Raw genomic sequence first — 14,543 nt, 5'->3', positions numbered from 1 at the left:
ATTAAAGCGTAGTATATTTTTATCAATACCCCTACTTTCAAAGGCGCTAATTAATAAAAAGTAAATGCATGGTTTTATTCATGATATTTACGGATCATCGCCACTTTACCGTTTTCAACTTCTATTACTTCCATCATTACTGATGTGTACTCTATTGGCTGCTTACTTTGTGGGTGAATGCCCTTAGCATGATTTTTATAACGAATCGCAAAGCCACTATTGTTAAATATAAAGGTATTGAGTAGCTCACTTTCATAGTGGGTATGCGCGCCTAAGTAAAAGCTCATGCCTTTGCGCATTAGTTTTTTGCCATCGGCAGTGCGAGAGTCATCTACTTGATACGGTATGTGCTGACTGCCAACATCGTCCGTTAATAAGCTAAGGTAGGCTTCAAGCTCTTTTTCACTTGCGTTAGGCGCTTGCGTTGCGGTCATGGCGCTGTAGTAATGCTGTGCAAATTTGTTTAAGTCCAGTGCCTCTTCAGCATCAACCAAAAAGGTACTCACTAATAGCAAACCAAATGTAAATAGTCGTTTCATCACTTCTTCCTTGTAGTTAAAAGTATTGATTTATTTATAGGTACACTATATTCATATGCTCAAAAATAAAACAAATATTTTTAAGTTAATAAACCTACATTTTGCTTTTTACTCTATTGGTTGCCGCGCTGTTGGCTGGGTCGTCGGGCCAAGAATGTTTAGGGTAACGACCCTTCATTTCTTTTTGTACATCGCGATAACTACTAGCCCAGAAGTGCGCTAGATCTTGCGTAAGTTGTAAAGAACGCTTACCTGGCGAGAGTAATTCCATAAGCAGTGGCAGCTTGCCATTTGCAAGCATTGGCGTACTTGTTAAGCCATACACTTCTTGCATGCGCACGCTAAGTTTTGCGGGGCCATCTAACTGGTAATTAATTTTTATATTTGAGCCACTCGGTACCGTTAACCTAAGCGGTAACAATGTTTTTAGGGCTGTTTGCTGTGTCCAGTCAAAACAATTTTGCAGTGCTTCAAAGTAGTTAAACTTTTTAAGCTGCTCCAGCGTTTTTATATCCTGTAAATATACGCCTAACCAATCATCAGCTGTTTCTATAAGTTGCTGCTCGCTTATTGCCGGGAACGTATCTGGCATAAACTGACTGGCTAAACTCATGCGTATTAATAATTGCTGTGCATCGGGTTGTTCATTAAATAATGCAAAACCATGCTTAGTAAATAAATTAAGCCACGCTTTGGCGCGCTCGGTTTTATCAAGCTTTTGTTTACTCGGTTGGCTTGTAAGCGTAATGGCGCCGAGCTTTACTTCGTCTTGATGAATAAAGCGCGCGGTTTTTTCATCAAACTCACAGCGGGTAAGCGTAGTAAACAAATGCGGTAAGTAATCTTGTAGCTCAAATGGGCTAAGTGCGGTGGCAGCAAAAATACGCGTGCCTTTATGGCCGCCCATGCTTGCAATAGCAAGATAGTCATCGTTATGCCAGTAATCGGTGTTTAAATCAGCGCCCGCACCATTGGCAACTAAATAGCCATTGCCGCGTTTTTTTGCAATGCGGTCGGGGTAAGCTAATGCCACCAGCAAACCTAAATACTCGGTGTTTAGCTCGCTGTTACTGTCGGTTACTTTTAAACGGCTTTGCCAGTATTTTAACTGCTGTTTAAATACTGGGTGTGGCCTTTGCTGTTGGCTATGTAGCGCTAAGCTTAGCTCGTTGGCGCTGTTTATTCGGCTCTCAAGCAGCGCCACTAAATAAAGTGCTAAGCGATAAATACCAGGGAGTTCTGTCTCAAGCGCCTGCGCTTTTAAAAGCATATGCGCTAAGCGAATATCCGCCCCAAAACCCAGCATGTTGCTGCCCAACTTGGTTAGCTTGCCTTTGCCGTCGATGGCTTCAAGCATAGTTAGTAAGCTCATTGCTTGTGTGCATTGCTGCGTTGTTGGCGTATCAAGCAAGGTGAGTTCGCTAATATTTGCGCCCCACTGTTTTGCCTCCAGCATAAGTTGGCTTATGTCTGAGGTGAGTATTTCGGGGTTGTCGTGACTGTTACGTCGCTCAAAGGTTTGTTTTGAACCAAGCCTGTACACCACACCTGGCTCTATTCGCCCTGCTCGCCCTGCTCGCTGCACGGCAGAGGAGCGCGATATACTTTGTGTTGTAAGCTCGGTTACGCCTGTTTTTAAGTTATAACTGGCCGCGCGGCGTTTACCGCTATCAATAACAATGCGAATGCCTTCAATGGTTAAGCTGGTTTCGGCTACATTGGTGGTAAGCACAACTTTGCGCATGCCCTCAGGCGCAGGAGCAATCGCCGCCTGCTGATTGGCTTTATCTTGCTCGCCAAATAACGTGGCAACTAGGCAGTTACTTGGCAAGTCATTAAGGGCCTGTTGTACGCGTAATATTTCAAATTGCCCAGGTAAAAACACCAGCGCACTGCCGCTTTGCTCGTTTAGTGCTTGTTTTATTAAAGGTGCAATAGCATCAAGCCAGCGACTTTCATCTTTTATGGGTATATATACTTCGTCTATGGGGTAGCTTCGCCCGCTTGATTGTATAACTGGGCAATCAAAAAATTGCGTATAGCGCTCGGTATCAAGGGTGGCCGACATAAGTAGTATGGTTAAATCGTCACGCAGTGCACTTTGAGTCTCTAAAGCAAAGGCCAGTGAGGTATCGGCTGCAATTGAGCGCTCATGAAATTCATCAAATATCAGTAAATCTATATCACTTAATTCAGGGTCGTTTTGTAGCATGCGGGTAAGCATACCCTCGGTGACTATTTCAAGGCGCGTATTACTACTTACTTTGCTTTCACCACGTACTCGCAAACCAACACTCTGCCCCACTTTTTCGTTTTGGCACTGCGCTAGGTAATTGGCAATATTGCGCGCTGCTAAGCGGCGCGGCTCAAGCATTACAATACGTTTAAAATGGCCGTCGCGCATAAGCTGTAGCGGCAACCAGGTTGATTTACCAGCACCAGGCGGTGCTTGTAATAACGTTATGGGGTTACTTTGTAATGTAGTTAGAAGTTGTTGATATATGTTTTGAACCGGCAGCACTGCTATTTACCCAAAATTGCTTTGTATGCATTGTAACAAAAACCAAAAATAAACGCGCCGCTAAAGCTCTGTGGTTATAAAGGGCATCATAATCAGAAATAATTACAGACCGGTCTGTACATTTTTTAAGGACATGCGCGCTATATTAATTACTACTGCCTCAATAAAAACATAACACCATGATTATAAATACAAAATTTAAATTTAACTTATTGGTACACGCCTTGCTCCTTTTATAGCGAACGTTAATTAAATCTAAGTAAGGAGAAACTTATGAACAGCGATCGTATGAAAGGTAATTGGAACGAACTTAAAGGTAAGGCGCAACAAAAATGGGGCGATCTTACTGACGACGATTTAGACAAAATTGAAGGTAGCCGTACAGAACTAGTGGGTAAAATCCAGCAGCAGTATGGTAAATCTAAAGAAGAAGCAGAGCGTGAAGTAGATGAGTTTGAAAAAACTCACTAATCGCTAACTTCTAAAAAAACCGCCATTTGGCGGTTTTTTTTGTTTAACGGCTAAAAAAGGACGTTATTTACGCTTTTAATTGGTTACCTATAGGCAGTTGCCTAATGCGTTTACCACAGGCAGCAAAAATAGCGTTACACAATGCAGGGGCATAAACCGGTGTTGCGGGCTCCCCAACACCTGCAGGTGGTGCATCGCTTTGTATTATTTCTACTTCTACCTCTAAAGGTGAATCGCTCATACGCGGCACGCGGTAATCATGAAAGTTACTTTGCTGCACGCGGCCTTTATCAAAGGTAATACCGTCGCTAATTGCAGTGGTAATACCGTAAATAGAGCCACCTTGCGTTTGGTTTTTAACGGTATCGGTGTTTACAACCGTACCCGCATCAATAGCCACCCACGATTTAATCACGTTTAAATCACCAGTATCCGATACCTCTACCTCAACCACTGTTGCCACATACGTTAAAAAGCTGCGGTGCGCAGCAATACCTAACCCGCGACCTTTTGGAAGTGTTCTCCCCCAATTTGCCATACTCGCTGCTTTTTCAATAACATGACGCAAACGGCTTGTTTCAAGTGGATAAACCGCTTTATCGCCACCGTAGTTATTATAGTTTGCGTTCTGGCTTGCGAAATCGATAGTACGCGCTGGCCCAATGGTTTCCAATAAATAATCTTTTGAGTCTTTACCCGCCTTGTGGGCAGCCTCATTTATAAATGACTGCACGGCAAACGCATGAAAAATATTTGTGACCGAGCGCATCCAGCCTATTCGAGCTTTTGCTGGTGCTTCACCTCGTTCCAGTTTCATATTGGGTGTTAAAATTGGATTATCAGTAAAACCTAGGTCTAGCTCAAAGCCACCAGGTGCAGATGCCCCTTCTTGAAAGGTAGACATAATTGGCGAAAACGCCGTGCGATGCAAGTAAGCCTCAATATTACCTTTTTCATTGAGTGACGCTTCAATATGTTGAGCCGATACCGCATGATAAAAACTGTGCTGAATATCATCCTCTCGCGTCCATTGAACGCGAATAGGTTTACCAGTTTTCATTGAAATGTAAGCAGCTTCTGCCGAAAAATCAGGTTTTGATTTACGCCCAAATCCGCCACCTAACATGGTGACATGTACGTTAATTTTACTCTCGTCCATACCAAGTAGTGCGGCCACAGTTTTCATATCGGCTTGCGGGTTTTGCGTTGCAGCCCAAATATCTACACTGTCTTTATTGTACATTGCAGTGGCACAAGGTGGCTCCATAGGTGCTTGAGTTAGGTGCGGCGCATAATAATCGGCTACTAATTTATTGCTCGATTTAGCCAATACGCTGGTGGTATCGCCTTTTTCGCGCACATGCGCTTGCGGCTCATTCACTGTTTGCAGTAACGACTTTTTAAAGCTCTCTGAATTATAATCGCCATTTTTACCATCATCCCACACCACGTTTAGTGCTTTACGCGCCTGCCATGCAGCCCACGTATTTTTAGCAACAATAGCAATACCGCCTTTTGGCTGAAATTGCGGCGCACCTTTTGGTACAGGCATTTCAATAACATCAACTACGCCATTAATTGCTTTAGCGGCGCTGGCATCAAACGATTTAACCACACCACCTACTACCGGCGGACGCTCAATAATAGCCACCAGCGCTTTTGGTTCGCGTACATCGGCAGCAAATGTGGCTTTACCGGTTACTAAATCGGTTAAATCTATGTGCGCCATACCGGTATTTATATAACGCCATTCTTTACGTGTTTTAAGTGTTAGCTTATCAGGCTCTGGCGGTGTAATACCAAGCGCTAGGTCTATTAAATCTTTATAGGCCAGCGTTTTACCCGAGCTGTGGGTAACCACGTGCTGATTAGCTTTACAGGTTTGTGGCTCAACTTTCCAATATTTAGCAGCTGCGTGCTGCATCATGTAGCGTACACTTGCGCCCATTTCGCGCAGGCGCTGCATGTTGTAGCGAATACTACGCGAGCCATCGGTATTTTGATCCCCGTATTTAGGATCGCCCTTACCTTGAATAACCACTACTTTATCCCATGCAGCTTCCATTTCGTCTGCCACAATTTGAGCAATGGCGGTACGAATTTGTTGGCCCATTTCAGAGCGGTGGCAGGTTATTTCAACCATGCCATCGGGACGCAGAGCTATAAATAAGTTAGCGCGCTTTGCTTGCTCAGAGGGTTGCTCTAACACGCCAGCAAACGCTCGTGGTGCACTGCCTACAAAATAAGTGCCTAATACTAATGCGCCTATTGCGCTGGTTTTTAAAAATTGGCGGCGGTTTAGGTCAAAGTACGTATTGTCGTTTTTCATACCTCTTCCCCTTGTTCATTTGGGTCAAAATACTCAACGCCCGCCATGGTTTTAGCCGCCGACTTAATTGCTTTATGAATACGCGGATACGTGCCACAACGACAAATATTGCCCGACATATTACTCACTATTTCATCATCAGTGGGGTTGGGGTTAGCGGCTAATAAGCTTGCCGCTTGCATTATTTGCCCGCACTGACAAAACCCACACTGCGGCACTTTATGCTCAACCCACGCTTTTTGTACAGGGTGGTCGCCTTGCTCGCTTAACCCTTCAATAGAGGTAATAGCACGCCCAGCCACAGCCGATACAGGTAATATGCACGAGCGCTGCGCTACGCCATCAATGTGTATGGTGCACGCACCACACTGCGCCATACCACAGCCAAATTTAGGCCCTGTTAAATTTAATTCATCTCGAAGATACCAAAGCACCGGCGTTGACGGATCGCCTGTAAACTCATGTTTATTACCATTAACGGTAAGCGTGATCATATTTAACTCCTTGGCAAAGCGCTTTAAAGGAATTCCTTGTTGCGCGAGAACGGTTTGAATACTTGCTACTTTTTTAGCCTACCACTTAGGATTGGTTTATTGAAATTTTTATCGGCGAACCGCCAATTTATAGCTGTTATTAAGTAGCAGCTTTATTAGGTATAAATAAGAAGGGTTTGTTGACTCTACTTAGCACTTATAACTCGCTCTTTTAATAACTGCTCATCATTTTTATATACTTCAAGCCAACCAGGTGGCGATGTATCGCAGCCAATTACAGTAACGTGCAATATGTAACTATAACGTCCGTTTTTAAACGTATAGTGGTGATTGCCGCCGCTACCCTCAAAGGTAATATCACCGTTAAATAAAACCAGTTCAGGCTTGTCCTTTGGCCTTTTATCCCTACTCCACACCACATAACGGTAATTTCTATCACCTAAATCATCAACGCGAATATGGTAGCTAGCCGTTTTCCAATCAAGCACTGGCTCTTCAAATGTATTAATACTTGAATTAAGTGATTGCTTGTCTTGTTCTATTAAGCGTATAGCAAATGCCTGCTCTTTGGCTGTGTGGTGATTTATACCGATAATTTTACCGTCGGTATCAACCCATACCACGCCGTTATTTAGCATAATGCCACGCCAACCTACGCTATCCCAATCGGTATTAATATTAGAGCTGCCAATAACGGCAACTAGCTCGTCGTCAAACACTTCATCAAAGCGGTTAATAAACTCAGCTTCATTTTTAATGTCAGTCAATGGATATTGCCTTTTTAAAGGGTAGCGAATATGCGCAGCAATCGCAGTTTTATCCTGCGCTTTAAAAGCAGCAATAACAGGTAAAACACTCTCGTGATACTTCTGCTCAAGCGCAAATGTGTTCGATGTGAAAAATAGGGATAGGCAAAGCAATATGTAATTTAGATACTTCATGAATAGTCCTTTATCTCATTTTTTTATCGAAGCAGTTCGTATTAGTTTGATACTTCTTTTGCCTCAATTATTTTTTGCAATTGATTAGCTAAATGATTTATTTCAGTAATTGCCTGATATAAGTCATCTGGAAGTATAACTATTACTTCGTTGTCCTTGGTATACCCATTTCTATGGACAATATCATGTCTTATATCGATAATTAATTTTACTTTTGTCGTGTCTATATTTATTTTACAACCAAGTACTTTTTCGTACATTTCCATGACTTTATCAATTTTGTGAAATAATACTTCACTAACGGACTTAATTGCCAACCCACTTAAATCTATTCCTGATTTAGATAAATCAAACAATGAATATTTCGTATTCCTTATTTGCTCCAAACGCTCTATCGCATTATTTAGATAGACATTGTTTTCAGATATTAAGCCTTTTATTGTGTCCCCTAAAAAAGCTTCAAGAAGTGTTACCGAGTATGAATAACACATTTTAATTATTAAGTTTTCATCTAGAGGAATTGGTTGGGAGAGTGAGTTTTTTGCAAGCTCCTTTACATTGCTTAACTCTGTCATAAAGTTTTGATAAATATCAACTGAGCCATTTTCCTTTAACCATTTTATTTCTGAAACCCACTCATATTCATCATTTAAATGGTCCTGATAAGCAGAATACATAATGAGTAAACTTTGCCATTCATCCGATTCTACTGTTAAATCTTGATCGCTGAGCCTTTCACGTACCCACTTTTCAGCCTGCTTATTTTGTTCTTCAAATAAAAATTCTTTAATAGAGCTCAAAATACTTCCTTATAATTTATGTTTAAATAATGGATATATTAACTATTTATAATACTTTAGAAATAAGTTTTCTTAATAAAAACAAAAACGAGCCAACTTGGCTCGTTTTGTTTTTACTGATAGCTGACAACTAAAAACTGACCGCTTCGCTATGATTCCGGCTCATACCCCAAGTTCGGCGATAGCCACCTTTCGGCCTCTGCGAGCGTCATATTAGTTCGCTTGGCGTAGTCTTCTACCTGATCCTTTTGCACAGCGGCTACGGCGTAGTATTTTGCCTCTGGGTGTGAGAAATACCAGCCCGAAACAGCAGCTCCTGGCCACATTGCATATGAGCTGGTGAGCTGCATGCCAATGCGTTTTTCGGTATCGAGTAACTGCCAAATTTTCTTTTTCTCGGTGTGCTCAGGGCAGGCTGGGTAACCTGGCGCTGGGCGAATACCTTGGTAGTTTTCGCGAATTAGCTCATCGTTACCGAGGTTTTCATCGGGTGCATAACCCCAATACTCTTTACGCACTTGTTCGTGCAGGTATTCTGCAAACGCTTCTGCGAGCCTATCGGCAACCGCTTTAATCATTATTTTATTGTAGTCGTCTTGTTGCGCGTCGAATGCATTGGCTAGGTCGTCTTCTTCAAGACCGCCCGTTACTGCAAATGCACCAAAGTAATCAGGTGTGCCTTTTGGCGCAATGTAGTCGGCTAAACAATAGTTAGCAAAGTCGGTTTTTTCAGTTTGCTGGCGTAAATGGCACGAGGTGTTTAACAGTTCTTTACGGGTTTCGTCGGTGTAAATTTCTATGTCATCACCTACACGGTTTGCAGGGAATAAACCAATTACACCTAAAGGTTGCAAAGTACCTGACTTTTCGAGGTCGTCGAGCATGTCGTTAGCGTCTTTAAATAAGCTTTGTGCTTGTTCGCCAACGACTTCGTCATCCATTATGCGCGGGTATTTACCAGCGATTGACCACGTCATAAAGTATGGGGTCCAATCTATATACTTACGCAACGTGGCGATTGGTACATTTTTAAACTCAGTCACGCCCAGCTTTTTAGGCACTGGTGGCGTGTAGTTATCCCAATCAAGCTGGGCTGCGTTATCGCGGGCACGCTGTATGGTAACCGGTTTTGAGCGCGGCTTTTTGCGCGCTTGTTGCTCGCGTACTTTTACGTACTCGGCTTTTGTTTTTTCTAAAAAAGCTGGTTTTAGCTCTTTTGATAATAAACTCGATACTACGCCCACTGCACGGCTGGCGTTATTTACGTACACTACGCCTTTGTCGTACTGTGGCTCAATTTTAACGGCAGTATGCGCTTTAGAGGTAGTAGCGCCGCCAATCATAAGTGGGAGCTCAAAGCCTCGGCGGGTCATTTCTTTGGCTACGTGTACCATTTCGTCAAGCGATGGGGTAATTAAACCCGAAAGGCCGATTATGTCTGCTTTTTCGTCAATGGCTGTTTGCAGTATTTTTTCGGCAGGTACCATTACACCTAAGTCGATTACTTCGTAGTTATTACATTGCAGTACTACGCCTACAATGTTTTTACCTATGTCGTGCACGTCGCCTTTTACGGTGGCCATAACCACTTTACCGTTAGTCGCGCCTTCTTCTTTTTCGGCTTCAATAAATGGGTCTAGGTAAGCCACTGCGCGCTTCATAACGCGGGCCGATTTAACAACTTGCGGTAAAAACATTTTACCTGCGCCAAATAAATCCCCTACCACGTTCATGCCATCCATTAATGGCCCTTCAATTACGTGAATAGGTTTATCGGCAGCTGCGCGGCATTCTTCTGTGTCTTCATCTATAAAGGTGGTTATACCTTTTACTAGAGCGTGTTCTAGGCGTTTTTCAACAGGCCATGTGCGCCATTCTAAATCTTCTACCCGCTCAGCTTGTGCCATACCTGAATATTTAGGTGCAAGCTCTACTAAACGCTCACCTGCACCGGGGTCGGTGTTAAGGATTACATCTTCTACGGCTTTGCGAAGTTCCTCGGGGATATCGTCGTAAACTGCAAGCTGGCCTGCGTTTACAATACCCATATCCATACCCGCTTTTATTGCGTGGTATAAAAACACCGAGTGAATGGCCTCGCGTACAGGGTTATTACCCCTAAACGAAAACGATACATTAGACACCCCGCCCGACACTTTACAGTGCGGTAAGTTTTGTTTAATGCGGCGTGTGCCTTCAATAAATTCTACGGCGTAGTTATCGTGCTCTTCTATACCGGTGGCTACGGCAAATATGTTAGGGTCGAATATAATGTCTTCTGGCGGGAAGCCAATCTCTTCTACTAATATTTTGTAGCTGCGTGCACATATTTCGTATTTTCGGTCTGCGGTGTCGGCTTGGCCGTCGGTATCAAACGCCATAACAACAGCAGCTGCACCAAAACGTTTAATAATTTTAGCTTGGTGTTTAAACGGCTCCTCCCCTTCTTTAAGCGATATTGAGTTAACAATAGCCTTGCCTTGAATACACTTTAAGCCTGCTTCTATTACTTCCCATTTAGAAGAGTCGACCATAATAGGCACTTTAGAAATATCAGGCTCTGAGGCAATTAAGTTTAAAAACTTAACCATGGCCGCTTTTGAGTCCAACATGGCTTCATCCATGTTTATATCTATAACTTGGGCGCCGTTTTCTACTTGTTCGCGGGCAACATTCAGGGCGGTCTCGTAATCTTCTTCCATGATTAAGCGTTTAAACATGGCAGAACCGGTTACGTTGGTACGCTCGCCGACATTGGTAAATACTGCAATTTGTTGGGTCATTGGCGGCTCCTTAATTTAAGTTACAGGCTTCAAGGCCTGATAAACGCATGCGAACATCAAGCTCTGGCAATGCGCGAGGTTTTACCCCTTCAAGCCCTTTAGCAAACGCACGAATATGCTCAGGCGTTGTACCACAGCAACCACCCACAATATTAATAAAGCCCGATTTGCCCCAATCTATAATCTCGGCTGCCATTTCAGGAGCCTCTAGGTCATACTCACCAAATTCGTTAGGTAAACCGGCATTAGGGTGTACTGAGGTAAATGTTTCGCATACGCGCGAAAGCTCTTCTAGGTATTGGCGCAGTAAATCTGGCCCAAGGGCACAGTTAAGGCCAATTGAAATAGGCTTAATATGGCGAATAGAATTATAAAATGCTTCGGTTGTTTGCCCCGAAAGCGTACGCCCAGAGGCATCGGTGATAGTGCCCGAGATCATTACAGGTAATGTGCGCCCTGCTTGCTCAAACGCTTCTTCTACTGCGAATGAGGCTGCTTTTGCATTTAGGGTGTCGAATATGGTTTCAATAAGTATTAAATCAGCGCCGCCTTCCATTAATGCAAGGGTAGACTCTACATACGCAGTAACCAGCTTATCAAACGTTACGTTACGGTAACCTGGGTCGTTTACATCTGGCGAGATAGAACAGGTTTTAGATGTTGGCCCTAAAACCCCCGCTACATAGCGTGGTTTTTCTGGATTTTTAGCGGTGAACTCGTCACATATAGCACGCGCGAGTTTTGCCGACTCTAAGTTTACCTCACGGCTTATACTTGCCATGTCGTAATCTTCCATCGAAATGGTGGTTGAGTTAAAGGTATTGGTTTCAATAATATCTGCACCGGCAGTTAAAAAGCCGCGGTGTATATCGGTTATTAACTCTGGCTTAGTGAGGCTTAATAAATCGTTATTACCTTTAATTAGCACGTGCCAATCTTTAAAACGCTCGCCTCGGTAGTCTTCTTCTTCAAGTTTATGAGTTTGGATCATAGTACCCATAGCGCCGTCTAAAATTAAAATACGCTCTTTAAGCGCTTCACTTAGTTCGGCTTGTTTGTTGGCGGCTGTATTATTCGGCATAGTTGTTAGTCCTCACATCTTGGCTAACTAAATTAATATCATACGGTGTGGTTTGATACACGTAGTAATTTAACCAGTTCGAAAAAAGTAAAAAAGCATGGCTTTGCCACGTTTTTGACGGTTGCTTGCTTGCATCATCATCGGGAAAATAGTTTTCAGGTTTTGGCGCATCTGGGCTTTTTTGTAAATCACGCTCATACTCCCCTTTTAGGGTGTCGGCATCGTATTCTGGGTGGCCTGTTATAAATACTTGGCTACCCGATTTGTTTTTTAATAAGTAAGCACCCACTCGCTCAGAGCCTGCTAATACAACAAGATCATCACACGCATTTATTTTTTTTATATCAATGTGCCCATAACGTGAGTGTGGTACTAAAAAGGTATCATCAAAACCGCGGGTTAATGCCCCGTGTTTAAAATGGCATTGGTGAGTAAATACGCCACACAGCTTATTGGGTTTTAAGTCGCGCTTTAAATTGTAGCTATGGAATAGCGCTGCATGAGCCGCCCAACACGAAAACATCGTAGAGGTAACGTGTTGCTCTGCCCAATCAATAATGACTTTAAGCTCTTCCCAGTAGGCAACATCTTCATACTCTAAATGCGCAAGCGGTGCGCCTGTAACAATAAGCGCATCGTAGTTGTTATTTTTTACCTCTGAAAAATAGCGATAAAAGGTATCTAGGTGTTCTTCTGAGTTATTACTGCTGCGGTGAGTGTCTAGGCGCAGCAGCTCTACATTTACTTGCAAAGGAGAATTTGCAAGTAAACGAATAAACTGTACTTCGGTTTCTACTTTATTAGGCATTAAGTTTAATATAGCCAAACGCATTGGGCGGATTTCTTGCGTTTTTGCACGGCTTTTTGGCATTACGAATACGTTTTCTTGGCGCAAACGTGCAATGGCTGGAAGCTCATCCTTTACGGTAATTGGCATATTTTTAACTCCTACTCATAAAAACTTGTGCTAATTATGAACTGAAAGCAAAAAATATCAACCTCTAGATGTATAGATGTCTAAATGAAATTTATTCATTATTACTTAAGTATGTGGCAAGCAATGAGTCACCCCCTTAAAAAGAGGCTTAACTCACTGCATTTAAAATAATGAACTAATTATTGCCCACTAATATTAAATTTTGCTGAGGGGGAATTAAATACTCAGCGCCGTTTTTGGTAATTACAGCCATTTCTTCAACCGAAATGGTTTTAAACTCGGTGTTGTTTAAAGGCCAACTAAAAAAACCATCAAAAGCAAACACCATTCCTTCTTTAAGTTTACGATGAGCAGCAGGCCTTACTTGGGCACTGCGAGAGCCACCTAAATTGGGCCCCGTATCGTGTGCAACATACCCTACTGGGTGGCCGGTACTCCATGGCACAGGCTCTGAGTTGTATTTATTCATTAATACGGTTTGAGCTTGATCCACGTCTATACCCTTTACGCCGGGTTTCATTGCATTAAATGCGGCAAAACCGCTATTTCGGGCATTAACCCAATATTGCTGAATGTTGGCTGGTGCAGAGGTTTCCCCTTCTTTAAGTACATAAGCAAAACGCTGAATGTCACTTACCCAGCGATTGTAGAGCTTTACGCCAAAATCAATTTGAATTACGTCGCCCGGCATAATGACTTTATTTGTAGAATGCGAATGCCCGCGGTCAGGGCCTGAATTTACGTTAGGATTTTGGTCGGCAGCCCATGCATCGGTTACACCTCGTGCTTTCATTTTAGCTTTTAAAAATTTAGCTACATCGGCATCGGTGGTTTTACCCGGAATAATAGTTTTATAAGCCTCTATTTGCCACGTTGCTGAAAGCATTGCGGCCTCTTTCATTATTTCAACTTCAGCAGGTAACTTAATTGAAAGCCATTGATAAACAACTTCTTCAGACGATACGAGCTTTGCTGTTTGCTTTGCGCCTAATAAGTTAGCTAATTGCTTGTATTGCGAGTGCGATAACCCATCTGCCTGTGCATTAAAGTCAGATACATTTATTGCTATACGCTCAAAAGGTTGTTTTTTTATAAACTCAGCCGCGTATTTTAACGCAGACACACTGCGTGGCACCGAGATCACTTTTTCATGTATGTTTAGCTCGTCAAGTGCTTTTGCTTCGCTTGAAGGTGAGTAGGCTACCGAATGAAACGCCCCTTTATTAAAATAAAATAAATATGCCGCTGGCGAACCTGCGTTTTCACAGCCAATATGGTCAGCCAATGGGTCGTTGTTATTTTCTCTACAAACAATAAGCCAAGCATCTACCTTAGCTGCTTTTAAAGCGTTTGGCAGGAGTTTATTTATTCTTTGTTTTCTTATTTCGGGCCAAGGAGAATCGACTGCGTTAGCTTTGGGGTTTGTGGTAAATAACGTAAGTAAAGCCAACATTGTTATTACTTTTTGTATAGTCATGGGTTTTTCTTATTTTTACTATGGTTTAAATACGTTAGCACACCCAAATAAAACTATACATTTAACGAGATAAAACGATAAAGATATATTCCCACCCGCCATTCGTTGACTGTTTCACCTCTCAACAACTACAATACAACATTAAAATTTTTATTATTATTTGAAGGCTT

11 protein-coding genes are annotated in these 14,543 nt (G+C 42.6%); 1 reads left to right on the top strand and 10 read right to left on the bottom strand.

The window, feature by feature from the left end; all coding sequences use genetic code 11:
* Nucleotides 1–74: 74 nt before the first annotated feature.
* Both AC27JL_RS13840 and hrpB read right to left on the bottom strand, forming a co-directional pair.
* Complete coding sequence (locus AC27JL_RS13840) at nucleotides 75–539, bottom strand: nuclear transport factor 2-like protein (RefSeq protein ID WP_487195855.1); 465 nt, start codon at nucleotides 537–539, stop codon at nucleotides 75–77.
* A 94-nt stretch (nucleotides 540–633) separates the two neighbouring features.
* The gene (gene hrpB, locus AC27JL_RS13835; RefSeq protein ID WP_487195854.1) at nucleotides 634–3,060 is read right to left on the bottom strand and encodes an ATP-dependent helicase HrpB; all 2,427 of its coding nucleotides are present in this window, start codon (nucleotides 3,058–3,060) and stop codon (nucleotides 634–636) included.
* A gap of 273 nt (nucleotides 3,061–3,333) precedes the next feature.
* Here hrpB and AC27JL_RS13830 point away from each other — a divergent pair, with 273 nt between their 5' ends.
* Nucleotides 3,334–3,531 carry a CsbD family protein gene (locus AC27JL_RS13830; RefSeq protein WP_002958133.1) on the top strand — a complete coding sequence of 66 codons (198 nt, stop codon included), beginning with the start codon at nucleotides 3,334–3,336 and terminating at the stop codon, nucleotides 3,529–3,531.
* A 67-nt stretch (nucleotides 3,532–3,598) separates the two neighbouring features.
* Here the strand turns inward: AC27JL_RS13830 and AC27JL_RS13825 are convergent, their stop codons facing one another.
* From AC27JL_RS13825 to AC27JL_RS13790, 8 genes are all read right to left on the bottom strand, one after another.
* Complete coding sequence (locus tag AC27JL_RS13825) at nucleotides 3,599–5,860, bottom strand: xanthine dehydrogenase family protein molybdopterin-binding subunit (RefSeq protein WP_487195853.1); 2,262 nt, start codon at nucleotides 5,858–5,860, stop codon at nucleotides 3,599–3,601.
* A complete protein-coding gene (locus AC27JL_RS13820) occupies nucleotides 5,857–6,354 on the bottom strand; it encodes a (2Fe-2S)-binding protein (RefSeq protein ID WP_138686131.1) in 498 nt (165 codons plus the stop codon). Before AC27JL_RS13820 ends, AC27JL_RS13825 begins: the two co-directional genes overlap by 4 nt.
* 185 nt (nucleotides 6,355–6,539) lie before the next feature.
* Nucleotides 6,540–7,295: a hypothetical protein gene (locus tag AC27JL_RS13815; RefSeq protein WP_487195852.1), complete on the bottom strand. Its 756-nt coding sequence runs from the start codon at nucleotides 7,293–7,295 to the stop codon at nucleotides 6,540–6,542.
* Nucleotides 7,296–7,336: 41 nt separating this feature from the next.
* The gene (locus AC27JL_RS13810) at nucleotides 7,337–8,095 is read right to left on the bottom strand and encodes a hypothetical protein (protein WP_487195851.1); all 759 of its coding nucleotides are present in this window, start codon (nucleotides 8,093–8,095) and stop codon (nucleotides 7,337–7,339) included.
* 149 nt (nucleotides 8,096–8,244) lie between these two features.
* The gene (gene metH, locus AC27JL_RS13805; protein WP_487195850.1) at nucleotides 8,245–10,878 is read right to left on the bottom strand and encodes a methionine synthase; all 2,634 of its coding nucleotides are present in this window, start codon (nucleotides 10,876–10,878) and stop codon (nucleotides 8,245–8,247) included.
* A gap of 10 nt (nucleotides 10,879–10,888) precedes the next feature.
* Nucleotides 10,889–11,959 carry a homocysteine S-methyltransferase family protein gene (locus AC27JL_RS13800; RefSeq protein WP_487195849.1) on the bottom strand — a complete coding sequence of 357 codons (1,071 nt, stop codon included), beginning with the start codon at nucleotides 11,957–11,959 and terminating at the stop codon, nucleotides 10,889–10,891.
* Nucleotides 11,949–12,896 carry a homoserine O-succinyltransferase MetA gene (gene metA, locus AC27JL_RS13795; protein ID WP_487195848.1) on the bottom strand — a complete coding sequence of 316 codons (948 nt, stop codon included), beginning with the start codon at nucleotides 12,894–12,896 and terminating at the stop codon, nucleotides 11,949–11,951. The genes AC27JL_RS13800 and metA overlap by 11 nt, the downstream gene beginning before the upstream one ends.
* A gap of 175 nt (nucleotides 12,897–13,071) precedes the next feature.
* The gene (locus AC27JL_RS13790; protein WP_487195847.1) at nucleotides 13,072–14,373 is read right to left on the bottom strand and encodes a M24 family metallopeptidase; all 1,302 of its coding nucleotides are present in this window, start codon (nucleotides 14,371–14,373) and stop codon (nucleotides 13,072–13,074) included.
* Nucleotides 14,374–14,543: the final 170 nt, after the last annotated feature.

The sequence above is a fragment of the Pseudoalteromonas sp. 4NS20-0020 genome (assembly GCF_057554385.1).
This window is presented reverse-complemented; position numbering and strand designations above follow the sequence as displayed.